General features: G+C 47.0%; 17 protein-coding genes. 7 read left to right on the top strand and 10 right to left on the bottom strand.

Annotation, left to right across the window (positions count from 1 at the left end; translation table 11 throughout):
- Positions 1 to 43 precede the first annotated feature (43 nt).
- The 4 genes from accC to AKN87_RS05920 form a co-directional block, all read right to left on the bottom strand.
- Positions 44 to 1393: an acetyl-CoA carboxylase biotin carboxylase subunit gene (accC, locus tag AKN87_RS05935; RefSeq protein ID WP_053102793.1), complete on the bottom strand. Its 1350-nt coding sequence runs from the start codon at positions 1391 to 1393 to the stop codon at positions 44 to 46.
- A gap of 17 nt (positions 1394 to 1410) precedes the next feature.
- A complete protein-coding gene (gene accB / locus AKN87_RS05930; RefSeq protein ID WP_053102792.1) occupies positions 1411 to 1875 on the bottom strand; it encodes an acetyl-CoA carboxylase biotin carboxyl carrier protein in 465 nt (154 codons plus the stop codon).
- An 18-nt stretch (positions 1876 to 1893) separates the two neighbouring features.
- Positions 1894 to 2340: a type II 3-dehydroquinate dehydratase gene (gene aroQ, locus AKN87_RS05925; RefSeq protein WP_053100262.1), complete on the bottom strand. Its 447-nt coding sequence runs from the start codon at positions 2338 to 2340 to the stop codon at positions 1894 to 1896.
- A gap of 97 nt (positions 2341 to 2437) precedes the next feature.
- Positions 2438 to 2887 (bottom strand): DMT family transporter, encoded by a 450-nt coding sequence (locus AKN87_RS05920; protein WP_053102791.1) that lies wholly within the window; start codon positions 2885 to 2887, stop codon positions 2438 to 2440.
- A gap of 141 nt (positions 2888 to 3028) precedes the next feature.
- On the opposite strand from AKN87_RS05920, the gene AKN87_RS05915 reads away from it, so the two are divergent.
- On the top strand, positions 3029 to 3649 hold the full coding sequence (locus AKN87_RS05915; RefSeq protein ID WP_053102790.1) for an FKBP-type peptidyl-prolyl cis-trans isomerase: 621 nt from the start codon (positions 3029 to 3031) through the stop codon (positions 3647 to 3649).
- A 60-nt stretch (positions 3650 to 3709) separates the two neighbouring features.
- Here AKN87_RS05915 and AKN87_RS05910 read toward each other — a convergent pair whose 3' ends face one another.
- The gene (locus AKN87_RS05910; protein ID WP_053100258.1) at positions 3710 to 3937 is read right to left on the bottom strand and encodes a hypothetical protein; all 228 of its coding nucleotides are present in this window, start codon (positions 3935 to 3937) and stop codon (positions 3710 to 3712) included.
- Between the two features lie 127 nt (positions 3938 to 4064).
- Between AKN87_RS05910 and radA the strand changes: the two genes are divergently transcribed.
- From radA to sfsA, 5 genes are all read left to right on the top strand, one after another.
- Complete coding sequence (radA, locus tag AKN87_RS05905; RefSeq protein ID WP_053102789.1) at positions 4065 to 5435, top strand: DNA repair protein RadA; 1371 nt, start codon at positions 4065 to 4067, stop codon at positions 5433 to 5435.
- A gap of 149 nt (positions 5436 to 5584) precedes the next feature.
- Positions 5585 to 6205, top strand: a complete 621-nt coding sequence (gene ribA / locus AKN87_RS05900; protein ID WP_053100256.1) for a GTP cyclohydrolase II — start codon at positions 5585 to 5587, stop codon at positions 6203 to 6205.
- Positions 6192 to 6614, top strand: a complete 423-nt coding sequence (locus tag AKN87_RS05895; protein ID WP_053102788.1) for a class II aldolase/adducin head domain-containing protein — start codon at positions 6192 to 6194, stop codon at positions 6612 to 6614. The genes ribA and AKN87_RS05895 overlap by 14 nt, the downstream gene beginning before the upstream one ends.
- 107 nt (positions 6615 to 6721) lie before the next feature.
- On the top strand, positions 6722 to 7897 hold the full coding sequence (locus AKN87_RS05890; RefSeq protein WP_053102787.1) for a pyridoxal phosphate-dependent aminotransferase: 1176 nt from the start codon (positions 6722 to 6724) through the stop codon (positions 7895 to 7897).
- Positions 7887 to 8600 (top strand): DNA/RNA nuclease SfsA, encoded by a 714-nt coding sequence (sfsA, locus tag AKN87_RS05885; protein WP_053102786.1) that lies wholly within the window; start codon positions 7887 to 7889, stop codon positions 8598 to 8600. The genes AKN87_RS05890 and sfsA overlap by 11 nt, the downstream gene beginning before the upstream one ends.
- Here sfsA and AKN87_RS05880 read toward each other — a convergent pair.
- From AKN87_RS05880 to AKN87_RS12580, 4 genes are all read right to left on the bottom strand, one after another.
- Complete coding sequence (locus tag AKN87_RS05880; protein ID WP_053100247.1) at positions 8597 to 9046, bottom strand: YaiI/YqxD family protein; 450 nt, start codon at positions 9044 to 9046, stop codon at positions 8597 to 8599. The genes sfsA and AKN87_RS05880 overlap by 4 nt on opposite strands.
- A 9-nt stretch (positions 9047 to 9055) precedes the next feature.
- Complete coding sequence (locus AKN87_RS05875) at positions 9056 to 10345, bottom strand: M18 family aminopeptidase (protein ID WP_053100245.1); 1290 nt, start codon at positions 10343 to 10345, stop codon at positions 9056 to 9058.
- 36 nt (positions 10346 to 10381) lie between these two features.
- Positions 10382 to 10792 carry an META domain-containing protein gene (locus AKN87_RS05870; protein ID WP_053100243.1) on the bottom strand — a complete coding sequence of 137 codons (411 nt, stop codon included), beginning with the start codon at positions 10790 to 10792 and terminating at the stop codon, positions 10382 to 10384.
- A gap of 304 nt (positions 10793 to 11096) precedes the next feature.
- Complete coding sequence (locus AKN87_RS12580; RefSeq protein WP_350353760.1) at positions 11097 to 11318, bottom strand: PP0621 family protein; 222 nt, start codon at positions 11316 to 11318, stop codon at positions 11097 to 11099.
- 149 nt (positions 11319 to 11467) lie between these two features.
- Between AKN87_RS12580 and AKN87_RS05865 the strand changes: the two genes are divergently transcribed.
- The gene (locus tag AKN87_RS05865; RefSeq protein ID WP_053100240.1) at positions 11468 to 11908 is read left to right on the top strand and encodes a YtoQ family protein; all 441 of its coding nucleotides are present in this window, start codon (positions 11468 to 11470) and stop codon (positions 11906 to 11908) included.
- Between the two features lie 210 nt (positions 11909 to 12118).
- On the opposite strand, the gene AKN87_RS05860 is transcribed toward AKN87_RS05865, so the two are convergent.
- Positions 12119 to 13297 carry an acetyl-CoA C-acetyltransferase gene (locus AKN87_RS05860; protein ID WP_053102785.1) on the bottom strand — a complete coding sequence of 393 codons (1179 nt, stop codon included), beginning with the start codon at positions 13295 to 13297 and terminating at the stop codon, positions 12119 to 12121.
- Between the last annotated feature and the right edge of the window lie 130 nt (positions 13298 to 13427).

Raw genomic sequence — 13427 nt, 5'->3', positions numbered from 1 at the left:
AAAAGGTCAGCAGTGCTGACCTTTTTTATGGCGCGCGGAGAGGTTACTTTTTATGAATACCAAGCATTTCTTCTAGATGGTGAATATTTACACCACCCTTACGAAAGCCTGGATCATTTAGTAAGTCTTTGTGCAAAGGCACGTTACTCTTAATGCCATCAATGATAATTTCATCTAAGGCATTACGCATCCGCGCCATCGCTTCATCACGATCAGCACCCCAGGTAATGATTTTACCAATCAATGAGTCGTAGTGCGGCGGTACGCTATAACCACTGTAAAGGTGTGAGTCAACTCGCACACCATTACCGCCAGGAGCGTGGAATAACTTAACCTTGCCAGGGCTTGGCATAAAGTTATCGGGATCTTCTGCGTTAATTCGACACTCAAGGGCATGGCCACTGAATTTTACGTCTTCTTGCTTAATCGAGAGCTTATTGCCTGCGGCAATATTGAGCATCTCTTTGACAATATCAACGCCAGTGATCATTTCAGTGATAGGGTGTTCTACCTGTACCCGAGTGTTCATTTCTATGAAGTAAAAACGACCATCTTCATAGAGGAACTCGAATGTACCGGCACCGCGATAGCCAATATCAATACAGGCATCTACGCAGCGTTTGTATACTTCTTGACGGGCTTTTTCGTCAATGAAAGGTGCAGGCGCTTCTTCGATAACCTTTTGGTGACGGCGTTGTAGTGAGCAGTCACGGTCACCTAAGTGAATGGCATTGCCTTGACCATCAGCCAGTACTTGAATTTCTACGTGGCGTGGATTGCCGAGGTATTTTTCTAGGTACACCACGGGGTTACCAAAAGCCGCCGCGGCTTCGTTGCGGGTTAGCTCAGCTGCACGGACCAGTTCTTCCTCTTTGTAAACAACGCGCATTCCGCGACCACCACCACCACCGGCAGCTTTAATGATCACGGGATAACCCACTTCACGGGCAATCGCAATGGCAGCTTGTGGATCATCAGGTAGAGGGCCATCCGAACCAGGCACCACCGGAACGCCAGCTTTTTGCATGGCTTCTTTGGCTGCGACCTTGTCGCCCATGGTGCGAATAACCTGAGCACTAGGACCTACAAAGGCAAACCCGGAATTTTCAACTTGCTCTGCAAAATCGGGGTTTTCTGCTAAGAAGCCGTAGCCAGGATGAATGGCTGTCGCCCCAGTGACTTCAGCCGCCGCAATGATTGCCGGAATCTGTAAGTAGGATTGGGCGCCAGGCGCAGGGCCAATACACACGGTTTCATCGGCTAGGGAAAGGTGCATCAACTCGCGGTCTGCGGTTGAGTAGACAGCTACCGTTTTGATGCCTAGCTCTTTACAGGCGCGCAAAATACGCAGCGCAATTTCACCACGGTTGGCAATAAGGACTTTTTCCAGCATTGTGGACTCCGAGTTGCTTAAACGATAGTGAACAGAGGCTGATCGTACTCAACCGCTTGACCATTCTCCACCAAGATTGACTCAATCACACCGCTGGCTTCTGCTTCAATGTGGTTCATCATTTTCATGGCTTCAACGATGCATAAAACATCGCCTTTTTTCACTGTTTGACCAACCTCAACAAAATTAGCTGAAGTAGGTGAAGCGGCACGGTAGAAGGTACCTACCATGGGTGAGCGAGCTACTGTGCCATTTAACTGTGGCGCTGCAGGCGCTGCCGCTTCTGCAAGGGGGGCAGCTGTGGGGGCAGCAACTGGCGCAGCTACCGGTGCAGGCGCTGCAGCGTAAGTAATGGGTTGTTGTGCGGCTAAATTGCTATGACGGCTGATCCGTACGGACTCTTCACCTTCATGTATCTCGAGCTCATCAATACCGGATTCTTCTAATAATTCGATGAGTTTTTTAACCTTACGAATATCCATAAGCAGTGACTCCAAGGGTCAGGAATGTTGTTCTAAGTAATGAATGGCTGAGGTCAGGGCATGGTTATAGCCCATAGCACCTAAGCCACAAATCACGCCTACTGCAATATCAGAAAAGTAGGAGTGACTACGAAATGGTTCACGTTTATAAACGTTCGACAAATGTACTTCAATAAATGGGATGCTCACTGCAAGCAATGCGTCACGTATTGCTACGCTGGTGTGAGTAAAGGCAGCAGGGTTAATGACTATAAAGTCAGTTTGGTCGCTCCGTGCTTGATGAATGCGCTCAATCAATTGATATTCGGCGTTACTTTGCAGGCACTCTAGGGTGTGTCCTGCTTTCTTAGCTTGCACTACCAGCGCCTGATTAATATCAGAGAGGGTAGTGGCTCCGTAAATCTCAGGCTCACGGGTGCCAAGTAAGTTTAAATTAGGGCCGTGCAAAACAAGAATTGATGCCATTACATTTCCAGTTATTCAAGATAAGTGGGTAAATATGCCTCGTTCTGCAGTGATTGTCAGCTAAAATATAGAAAATAAAACGATCGTTTAAGTTGCTTTAAGCGCGTTGAATCAGCCAGATTCCAGCCACAATCAGCAGTAACCCTGCGATTTTACTCAGGGACAGTGCGGCTTCCTTGTAACCGACTAAAGCAAAATGATCGAGGGTCATCGCGCTCATTAACTGACCGGCTAGTACTAAAGTCATAAACAACAGTGCCCCTAATTTGGGGCCAGCTAAGGCGGCCGTGGTAACAAAAAAGGCGCCCATTAGTCCCCCAGCCCAGTGCCACCAGTGCAAACTTTTGAGCGTTGTGATGCTTGGAACCTGTTTTTGCAACAACACGATAATGATTAAAGCGCAGGTGCCCACAATAAAAGAAATAGTGGCTGCCGGCAGCACGCCATGAACTTGCTTGGCTAATAAACCATTAATTCCTGCTTGTAGCGGCATCAGCGCGCCAGAGACTAGCGCCATTAACATTAAAATAAATTGCCAGTAATTCATGCAGGATCCTTGGTTCAACAGTGCTGTGGATAGTGGGTTATATTTTGCGTTAATTTACCCCAAGTAATACTCAACTTGAAATTAAGGCTTAATGCTAGAATAGCCGAGGAAATTATTTCATAAACAAAAAAGGTTAAATTCATGACAGAAGTAAGTTTAATTACTGACGGCGCACGTGTGAGTTATGGCGTAGGGCGTCAGATGGGTGATCAGCTGCGTCAAAATCCTATTCCAGATATGCAGCTAGATGCCGTGCTCAAAGGCTTAAGCGATGCGTTTCAAGGCGTAGCTAGCCCTGTGAGCGATGAAGTAATGCGTGCAAGCTTTGAGGCGATTAATGAGATTTTGCAAGCTAAAGCTAATGCAGCAGCCGAGCAAGCTGCCGCTGCTGGTCGTGAGTTTTTAGCGCAAAATGCTAATAAAGAAGGCGTAGTTACGCTAGCGTCTGGTTTGCAGTATGAGGTGTTAACCCAAGGTGAAGGCGAGCAGCCAACTGCTGACAGTACCGTACGCACCCATTACCACGGAACGCTGATTGATGGCACGACCTTTGATAGCTCTTACGATCGTGGTCAGCCTGCAGAGTTTCCAGTACGTGGCGTTATCGCTGGTTGGACTGAAGCCTTACAACTGATGAATACGGGTAGTAAGTGGCGTTTATATGTGCCCAGCGAGTTGGCCTATGGTGGTCAGTCGATTGGCAGTATCCCCGCTCACAGCACGTTGATTTTTGATGTTGAGCTGCTTGAAGTATTGAGCTAAGTGCTGCCGCCAGCACCTAGTGAGTGATAGGTGCTGGCAGATTTAGGTAGGGCTGCCTAGTCATGAGCAGTGCTGCTGAGCAAAACAAAACAAAAAGAGTCCATGTAACAGTTCTTTCAGTTGGCTTGATTCATTGGTTTCTAGAGCATGAAAGTCAACTTCCCCGCGTTGTTGTAGCAGTTGCAGTTGTTGTTCATCAAGTTCCACGCAGACATTCCCCGACTGTTTATCAATAATACGCAAGTAAGGGTTGCTGCGATCTAGCCAAGCATCAATAAAAAATGTCATAGCGATCCTCCGGTTATTTATGTAAGTAAGAATGATTATCATTTAGTGTGATGTCAAGTATAATTTCGCCTAGGCTTACTAGCGAGCGAAGAGGTAGGATCAGTACTGAAGTAATGGGAGGTTAGTAATGGCTAAAGCAAAACGCATCTATGGTTGTACTGAGTGTGGGGCAACCTTTCCTAAGTGGGCAGGTCAGTGTGGTGAATGCGGTCAGTGGAATACCTTAATTGAAACGGTCATCGAGAGTAGTCGCGCCACAGCCACTGGCCGTAGTGGGGGGTGGGCTGGGCAGCAGGCACAACTGAAGACCTTAGCTGAGGTCAGTATTGAGGAAATCCCACGTTTTAGTACCTGTTCCAGTGAGCTAGATCGCGTGCTTGGCGGTGGCCTAGTTGATGGTTCAGTGGTTCTTATTGGCGGTGACCCTGGCATTGGTAAATCAACAATCCTATTGCAAACCCTTTGTAAAATGGCGCAACAGGTTTCAGCATTGTATGTCACTGGGGAAGAATCGCAGCAGCAAGTGGCCATGCGCGGTCGGCGTTTAGACTTACCTTTAGATAGGTTGAAAGTGATGACCGAAACGTGTATTGAGAGCATCATCGAGGTGGCGCGCCGCGAGCAGCCACGGGTGATGGTGATTGACTCGATTCAAACAATTTTTACCGAAAACCTGCAATCGGCCCCAGGTGGGGTTTCTCAGGTGCGAGAAAGTGCAGCTTTATTGGTACGTTATGCCAAGCAAAATAATACTGCGATTTTTTTAGTTGGTCATGTCACTAAAGAAGGCTCGCTTGCAGGCCCGCGAGTGCTAGAGCATATGGTGGATACGGTGCTGTACTTTGAGGGTGAGTCTGATGGACGCTTGCGTATGTTGCGGGCGGTTAAAAATCGCTTTGGCGCAGTGAATGAGCTTGGCGTGTTTGGCATGACTGATAAAGGATTAAAAGAAGTCTCTAATCCTTCGGCTATTTTCCTTACGCGCGCCCAAGAAGAAGTCTCTGGTAGCGTAGTCATGGCAACTTGGGAAGGCTCAAGGCCGATGCTAGTTGAGGTGCAGGCTTTAGTGGATAGTAGTCACCTAGGTAATCCACGGCGGGTGAGTGTCGGCTTGGATCATAACCGCTTATCTATGTTGTTAGCCGTACTGCATCGACACGGTGGGATTCCAACCCATGATCAAGACGTATTTTTAAATGTGGTGGGTGGCGTTAAGGTGCTGGAAACAGCCTCAGATCTCGCATTAATGGCCGCTGTGATGTCGAGTTTACGCAACCGGCCGTTACCCCATGATTTGTTGGTCTTTGGTGAGATTGGCTTATCAGGTGAGATTCGCCCAGTGCCCAGCGGTCAAGAGCGTTTAAAAGAGGCAGCTAAACATGGTTTTAAGCGCGCCATAGTGCCTAAAGGCAATGCGCCCCGTGAAATGCCGAAGGGTTTGCAGGTCATTGCAGTCACTCGATTGGAGCAAGCATTAGATGCATTATTTGATCAATAAGTCCTGGTTAAAACGCTTGGTCGATCAATTAAATTGTTATATTGTAACAGGCTTTGATTTTACGCTAGCTAAAGCCGATTAGGGGTGTAAAATGCCTGCCTGTGTTGCATATCGCGATCCCTGATTACAGCCTTTGAGGAGTCACTCTGGTGTCAGTTGTTTACGTTTCATCTTGCAAACTGCCAACCGCTTATGCGGAATTTACCATGCATGGTTTTCTTGATGAGGAAACGGGAAAAGAGCATGTGGCGTTGACGCTAGGCGATGTGGCCGATGGCCGCCCAGTATTAGGGCGTTTGCACTCAGAGTGTTTGACGGGTGATGCCTTATTTAGTCTGCGCTGCGACTGTGGTCCACAATTAGCCGCTGCCTTGCAGGCGATTGCCCAAGAAGGACGGGGGATTTTATTGTATCTTCGGCAAGAAGGGCGTGGCATTGGTTTGCTTAATAAGATTCGCGCCTATGACTTGCAAGATCAGGGCGCAGACACTGTGGAGGCTAACGAGCGGTTAGGCTTTGCTGCTGATCAGCGCGATTACAGTATTTGCCAACCCATGTTGGAGCACCTTGGGGTGCATTCTTTGAAGTTAATGACTAATAACCCGCGCAAACTAAAAGCCGTTGAGGGCTTTGGAGTACGGATTGACTCTAGGGTGCCACACCAAGCGGGACTTAATCCTTTTAATGAAAAGTACTTAGCCACTAAAGCCAATAAGCTCGGACACATGCTTGGTCAGTTACATCAAGATGAGCAGCATGCCGACGACTGAGCAGGTGATTAATAAGTCAGTCATTATTACTGCCAGTCAGTGGTGGTTGAGTGTGCTGCTGGGTTGTTTACCTTTAGCCTTAGTCATGCGTTATCTGCAGCCGCTTGAGGTAGCCAGCGGTTGGTCAATGGCAGCCTTTTTTTTAGGGCTGTCCAGCGTGTTTTTACATCTAAAGATGTTTAATCGCTTTAAACATGCGGTGATTGCTACTGGCCAGCAGAAGCTGGTAGCCGCGCGCTGGCAGCATTTTATTCAAGTGCGCCGGCAGGCATTGTGGCTATCACTGGTGCCAGCATGGTTGGCAGTTCCAGCATGGTTAGTGGGTTTAGAGGCAATTCCTAGTGGTTTATTGGTACTAGAGAGCTGTGCTTTGCTGTGGTTGTATCGAGTACCACGACAGCTATGGTAATGGATTCGGGCCTGAGTGCTTTGGTTATAAGCGCTTTGGTTATAAGATAAGGCCTAATGATTAATTTATCTTAAGCCTTTTATTTTTATTGAGTTGGATAGCCTGTTATGTATAGCGCCCGCAGCCAAGAAATTGAACCTTTTCATGTCATGCAATTATTGCAGCGTGCCAAAGAGCTGGAGGCTGCCGGGGAAGATGTTATCCATTTAGAAGTCGGTGAACCTGACTTTGATACAGCAGAACCTATTATTGCCGCCGCACAACAAGCTTTAATCGATGGTCGCACGCGCTATACCGCGGCGTTAGGGATTCCTGAGTTACGCCAAGCCTTGGCTGAGTTTTACCAAAGCCGTTATCAGTTGACGATTGATCCCCGGCGAATTTTGATCACCCCTGGCGGTTCAGGGGCATTATTGATGGCCAGCTCGTTATTGGTGGAAGCCGGCAAGCACTGGTTGCTAGCTGATCCGGGGTATCCGTGTAATCGCCATTTTTTACGCTTAGTGGAAGCCGGTGCGCAGTTAGTCCCAGTCGGTCCTGAGCATAATTATCAGTTAACACCAGAGCTGGTTGAACAGTACTGGAACGAAAACACCGTTGGGGTGCTGGTAGCATCGCCGGCGAATCCGACCGGAACTGTGCTTAGTAAAGCCGAGCTTGCTGCATTGTCTGTCGCGGTGACTGCTAAAGGCGGGCATTTAGTGGTTGATGAAATTTATCATGGACTGACGTATGGCATGGATGCTAGCAGTGTCTTGGAAGTGGATAATGACGCTTTTGTGTTAAACAGTTTTTCTAAGTATTTTGGCATGACGGGCTGGCGCCTAGGCTGGTTGGTTGCCCCTGAGCAGGCTGTACCTGAGTTAGAAAAGCTGGCGCAGAATATTTATATCAGTGCGCCGACTTTGTCCCAGTACGCCGCTCTTACTTGTTTTGAGCCACAAAGTATCGAAATTTTTGAGCAACGTCGATCTGAGTTTGCTCAGCGTCGAGATTTTCTGTTGCCTGCGTTACGTAAGCTGGGCTTTAAAATTGAGGTTGAACCTGAAGGGGCATTTTATTTATACGCCGATGTGTCGGAGTTTACTGAAGATGCCCAAGCCTTTTGCTACCACTTTTTAGAAACTGAAAAAGTGGCCTTCACCCCAGGCATTGATTTTGGCAGTTACCGTGCGAATCAGCATGTGCGCTTTGCCTATGCGCAAAGTATGGAGCAGCTTCAAGAGGCGGTGCAACGTATTGAGCGCGGTTTAGCCAGTTGGAAGGCGCACCATGCAATTTGATCCAGTACTAGAAGAAGGACGCTTAATAAAGCGCTACAAACGGTTTTTTGCGGATGTTGAATGTGCTGATGGCAGTACACTGACAATCCATTGCCCTAATACGGGTTCGATGAAAAACTGCATGCAAGAGGGGGGGAAGGTTTGGTTTAGTCGTACCGATGACCCTAAACGTAAGCTGAAAGGCACCTGGGAGTTAGCACAAACGCCACAGGGACGCATTGCTTGCATTAATACGGGGCGTGCCAATCGCTTGATTGAAGAAGCGCTACAGGCTGGCATCATTACTGAGTTACAAGGCTTTGATCAGTTACAGCGCGAAGTGCGCTACGGCGAAGAAAATAGCCGGGCAGATTTTTGCTTAAGCTTTGGTCAACAAGCAGTGTTTGTAGAAGTTAAAAGCGTTACCTTGGGTTTTACTGATACGCCCATTGCTGCGTTTCCTGATGCGGTGACCGCGCGTGGAGCTAAGCATTTACGTGAGTTGAAAAGCTTAGCTGAGCAAGGCCAGCGTGCGGTCTTAATTTATTGCGTCAATCTGACTGAAATAACCGCAGTGCGGGTAGCCAGTGAGATTGACCCTGCTTATGCCACTGCCCTGCAAGAGGCCAAGCAGGCAGGCGTTGAAGTCTTAGCCTATGCTTGCGATATCAACACGCAGTCAATCAAGGTAACCAAAGCGGTGCAAGTGCTTGATGAGTGTTAGTTCATCAAGCGCGTTAAGAGACGATCTAGGCCGTTAGCAAATGCTTGTTTATCTTTTTCATTGTAAGGGCGCTGACCGCTGGTCATTTGCCCTTGCTCGCGCAGGTCAGTAAATAAATTACGTAGCGCTAGGCGATCGCCCATATTACGTTCATCGAACTCATTGCCCCGTGGATCAAGAGCCGCCACCTGCTTTTTGATTAATCGATCGGCCAACGGAATATCACTGCAAATGACTAAATCACCTGGTTGCGCCTGCTCGACAATATAGTCATCGGCAGCGTCAGGGCCGCTGGGTACTACCACCAGCTGAACGCAAGCAAAATTTGGTCGAGCCTGGGGCTGCCCTGCTACCAAGATCACGGTAAACTTGCGTTTTAAGGCAAACTTAATTACCTGATCCCGCGCTAGGCGAGGGCAGGCATCAGCATCAATCCAAACGATCATTGGCAGTGGTTACTCGCAACTTTCACTGTTGTAAAAAGCGGTTAGAGCCTTGACCAGATGTGCTAAGTCATCAGTGCCTGCTAACTCACGGATTGAGTGCATGGCAAAGGTTGGCACACCAATATCTAGGGTGTTAATGCCTAGTTTACTGGCCGTAATCGGGCCAATGGTAGAGCCGCAGCTCATATCACTACGGGTGACAAAGCTTTGTACTGGAATCATTTCCTGCTGGCAGAGCAGTCGAAAAAAACCAGCGGTATGGCTATTGGTGGCGTAACGCTGGTTGGCGTTAATTTTAATCACCGGGCCATGATTAAGCAGAGGCCCATGATTGGCATCGTGTTTTTCTGGATAGTTAGGATGAATACCGTGGGCATTATCGGCAGAAATTAATAGCGATTGCTGAATGGCAATAAAGCGTTGTTCAGCGTTAGGTAATAAGCGCTGAATTACCTGCTCTAAAAACGGGCCATCAGCACCGCAAGCAGAGCTAGAACCAACTTCTTCGTGGTCAGTACAAACTAAAATTGAAGTTTGGCTGTCATCACTTTCTAGCAGAGCATGTAATCCGGCATAACAAGACAATAAATTATCAAGTCGTGCACCAGCAATAAAGTCTTCTTCAAAGCCAATCATAGCGGCTGGTTGTGTATCGTAAAAATACAACTCAAAGTCTAAAATATCAGCATGTTCGATACCGTGCTCACGTTCAATTTGCAGGCTCAACATGGCATGTAAATCAGCCTGTTCGCCACTGTTGAGCTGGGCCACAATCGGGGGTAGCTCTTTTTGTGGATTCAGCTCCCAGCCGCGGTTGGCTTCACGGTTAAGGTGAATGGCTAAACTGGGGATCACGGCAATCGGGGTTTGAAAGTTAATCAGCTTGCTGTGTAGCTTGCCATGCACTGAAAAAGTGACTCGTCCAGCCAGCGATAAATCACGGTCAAACCAAGGCGAGAGTAAAGCACCGCCATATACCTCCACACCCAACTGCCAGTAGCCATGTTGGGTTAGATCAGCATTGGGCTTAACCTTTAAGCAGGGACTGTCGGTATGAGCGCCGACCACTCGAAAACCACTGTCTTCCAAGGCATTTAAGCCTAGCTTAAGTGCAATGATCGATGAGTTATTACGAGTAATGTAATACTGACCGCCCGGCACTAAATCCCATGGTTGCTTTTCATCGAGCGCTTGAAAACCGGCCGCTTCCAAGTTGCTGGCCATAGTTTCTGTGGCATGAAAAGGAGTAGGAGACAGGTGCAGGAAATCAATCAGTCCCTGACTTAAAGAAAGCTTCATAGAAACTCCAAATAGATTTATTAGCGCACTAATAAATTAATTCTGTAGCCACAGCTTGATGGGCTGACCGCTACTTGGCCATAACTCAAGCTGCTGTTGTTGGTTGAAACGCCAGGTGCGTACATCTTCTAAGGCTTTAAGGAACTTTTGTTCTTGTTCCATGAGGGCCGGCGCACACATTTTACGGGTAGTAAGGGGCGCATTGAAGCGAATCTTATCACCATCAACCTCAAAATTGCTGGACCAGTTATTACAGCCCGCTAAACCATTAGCTCGTTGGTCATTACCAAAATGAATAGTGAGCATGCTGCGATCAATCAACGGTTGCTCGCCAATCCACTCCACTTGATAGGTTTGTTCAAGGCTCAGCGGTTGTTGATCTTTGGTGTTAGAGGCGCAACCTGCGATCAAACCGATACCAGCTATAATCATAATTTTTTTAAACATAGTAATTCCTTGAGCTTTAAATAAGAGATTACGTATTAAGTACGTCCACTATAGAGTGATTAGTCGATGTCAAGTTTCGTTCAGTGGTAAGACTGTTAGTGAAGGAAGCTTAGTCTCTTGAAGAATGAAAAAGAATTGTACAGATTTTTTTGAGTACTTATAAATAATCATGCTAGTGGGCATGTATACAAGGTTGTCGTGACGGAGGTTACCAGAATCGCAAAACTCATATTTGGCTGCAGAGGTTGCTTAAATAGCATAATTGTTTTAGCTATTTAAGCATCATCAAACTTGAGAGTTTAAATTAGTGTGAGTAATGAGCGTCTTTATGGTTTCTGTTGCAAAACCATTCAGCTTGATAAGCTAATGCACTAGACTTTGCTAAATGCATACCGCAGTGTGCGCAGCGTACTGTTTGAATATTACGTACAGAGTAGTTAGGCTTTCGGTTAGTTGTGACTTTTTTCCAAGCTATGAATATAGCAAAAGCAATTGCAAATACTAAAATAGTACGAAATATACCCACAATCAGATTCCAGCTAATTTAAAAAGATAGTGTGTTTATATTCTGCCTCCTTTTTTTAAAAAGAGATACTTGTGACGCGGTTTATTTTGCAAACTAAGCTCTCTAGGCTAGCATGCACTCTTTTGTGAGTTGATGAGGAGATAAAAAACATGAGCTTTACTGTTTACTTGTCGGGTGAGATCCATAGCGATTGGCGTGAAGAAATTGCTCAAGGAGCTAAGCAGTTAGGATTAGATGTTATCTTTACTGCGCCAGTAACAGATCATGCTGCAAGTGATGCTGCGGGGGATCATTTAGGAGCGCAAACCGAGGCGTTTTGGCGTGACCATCAGTCGTCTAAGGTGAATGCGATTCGTACTAAAACCTTGATTGAGCAAAGTGACTTAGTGGTGGTGCGTTTTGGGGATAAGTATAAGCAGTGGAATGCTGCTTTTGACGCAGGGTATTGCGCAGCGTTAGGTAAGCCCTATATTACCTTGCATGGAGAAGATATTATTCATCCATTAAAAGAGGTGGATGCAGCAGCTATGGCATGGGCCACTACCTGCGAGCAAGTGGTGGAGATTTTACGTTACGTGACGCAAGCCTAGTGTAAAATTGAGTTAATAGCTGTTGGCGATTAGCTTTTGGCACTGTTTATTGTGTGGGTTAGGCGCTTCTGTAATAAGCTTAAGTGTTGATTAAATACTAGATGTTAAGTATGTCGAAATAACTATAACCCCCAAACAATGATTACTGTTTGGGGGTTATATGGTTGTGCTAGTTAAGTTCGTAGGTGAAAGGACTAGCACAAGGCTTGCTTAACGTTCGATAGCCAGCGCAACACCTTGTCCACCACCAATGCACAGTGTAGCCAGACCTTTTTTCGCATCTCGGCGTACCATTTCGTGAACTAAAGAAACCAGTACGCGGCAGCCTGAGGCACCAATTGGGTGTCCTAAAGCAATGGCGCCGCCATTGACGTTCACTTTACTGGTATCCCAGCCGAGTTCTTTATTGACTGATAGGGCTTGAGCAGCGAAGGCTTCGTTAGCTTCGACTAAGTCTAGGTCATTGAGCGCCCAGCCGGCTTTTGCTAAGCAGCGTTTGGTGGCATCAACAGGACCAATTCCCATGATTGCTGGATCAACACCTGCGTTGGCATAGGCTTTGATGGTTGCCAGTACTGGTAAGCCTAATTCTTGAGCTTTTTCTTTGCTCATTAGCATGACCGCAGCAGCGCCGTCGTTTAGGGTTGAGGCGTTACCTGCAGTGACGCTACCGTCTTTTTTAAAGGCAGGGCGTAACTTAGCTAATGATTCAGCGGTGGTGCCTGCACGTGGCTGCTCATCTTTTGCAAAGACGATCGGATCGCCTTTACGTTGTGGAATTTCAACTGGAGTGATTTCATCGGCAAATACGCCAGCTTCTACAGCAGCAGCTGCTTTTTGCTGGGAAGCAGCAGCAAAGGCATCTTGCTCTTCACGGGTTAGGCCGTACTTTTCTACTAGATTTTCCGCTGTAATGCCCATGTGGTAATTGTTGAATGCATCCCACAGGCCGTCTTCGATCATGCTATCAACCATTTGTGCATGACCCATGCGTAAGCCAGTCCGTGCTTTTGGCAGCACATAGGGAGATAGGCTCATATTTTCTTGGCCACCAGCAATAATAATCTCGGCGTCGCCACAACGAATTGCTTGGGTTGCTAAGTGCAGAGCTTTAAGACCTGAACCACACACCTTGTTTAAGGTAAAAGCAGGCACTTGAACGGGCATACCGGCTTTAATAACTGACTGACGCGCTGGGTTTTGTCCGCTGGCTGCAGTTAATACTTGGCCGAGAATGACTTCATCAACCTGTTCTGCGGCTACTTTGGTTTCTGCTAGTAAATCACGGATAACTGCAGCGCCTAAGTCAGGCGCTGAGACATTGGCTAGGCTGCCTTGGAAGGCACCAATAGCAGTACGTTTTGCTGCAACAATTACGACTTCACGCATAATTACACCTTTGCTGGTAAGATTTACTTAGATTTAGCTAGATAAAATACTAGATTACTCTAGATGAATCCTATATCAAATGTCCTGCAAGTTTAATAAGCCAAATGAATGATTTTAATTGTTATTCGTT

Origin of the sequence: Thiopseudomonas alkaliphila, assembly GCF_001267175.1 — a bacterium.
GTDB lineage: Bacteria > Pseudomonadota > Gammaproteobacteria > Pseudomonadales > Pseudomonadaceae > Oblitimonas > Oblitimonas alkaliphila.
The sequence above is the reverse complement of the archived record's forward strand: the minus strand, read 5'-3'. Positions and strand labels throughout refer to the sequence as shown.

Bases quoted from the DNA above. Each gene is read 5' to 3' on its own strand.
- accC (WP_053102793.1), bottom strand. From the start codon at position 1,393: ATGCTGGAAAAAGTCCTTATTGCCAACCGTGGTGAAATTGCGCTGCGT.
- accB (WP_053102792.1), bottom strand. From the start codon at position 1,875: ATGGATATTCGTAAGGTTAAAAAACTCATCGAATTATTAGAAGAATCC.
- aroQ (WP_053100262.1), bottom strand. From the start codon at position 2,340: ATGGCATCAATTCTTGTTTTGCACGGCCCTAATTTAAACTTACTTGGC.
- AKN87_RS05920 (WP_053102791.1), bottom strand. From the start codon at position 2,887: ATGAATTACTGGCAATTTATTTTAATGTTAATGGCGCTAGTCTCTGGC.
- AKN87_RS05915 (WP_053102790.1), top strand. From the start codon at position 3,029: ATGACAGAAGTAAGTTTAATTACTGACGGCGCACGTGTGAGTTATGGC.
- AKN87_RS05910 (WP_053100258.1), bottom strand. From the start codon at position 3,937: ATGACATTTTTTATTGATGCTTGGCTAGATCGCAGCAACCCTTACTTG.
- radA (WP_053102789.1), top strand. From the start codon at position 4,065: ATGGCTAAAGCAAAACGCATCTATGGTTGTACTGAGTGTGGGGCAACC.
- AKN87_RS05895 (WP_053102788.1), top strand. From the start codon at position 6,192: ATGCCGACGACTGAGCAGGTGATTAATAAGTCAGTCATTATTACTGCC.
- AKN87_RS05890 (WP_053102787.1), top strand. From the start codon at position 6,722: ATGTATAGCGCCCGCAGCCAAGAAATTGAACCTTTTCATGTCATGCAA.
- sfsA (WP_053102786.1), top strand. From the start codon at position 7,887: ATGCAATTTGATCCAGTACTAGAAGAAGGACGCTTAATAAAGCGCTAC.
- AKN87_RS05880 (WP_053100247.1), bottom strand. From the start codon at position 9,046: ATGATCGTTTGGATTGATGCTGATGCCTGCCCTCGCCTAGCGCGGGAT.
- AKN87_RS05875 (WP_053100245.1), bottom strand. From the start codon at position 10,345: ATGAAGCTTTCTTTAAGTCAGGGACTGATTGATTTCCTGCACCTGTCT.
- AKN87_RS05870 (WP_053100243.1), bottom strand. From the start codon at position 10,792: ATGTTTAAAAAAATTATGATTATAGCTGGTATCGGTTTGATCGCAGGT.
- AKN87_RS05865 (WP_053100240.1), top strand. From the start codon at position 11,468: ATGAGCTTTACTGTTTACTTGTCGGGTGAGATCCATAGCGATTGGCGT.
- AKN87_RS05860 (WP_053102785.1), bottom strand. From the start codon at position 13,297: ATGCGTGAAGTCGTAATTGTTGCAGCAAAACGTACTGCTATTGGTGCC.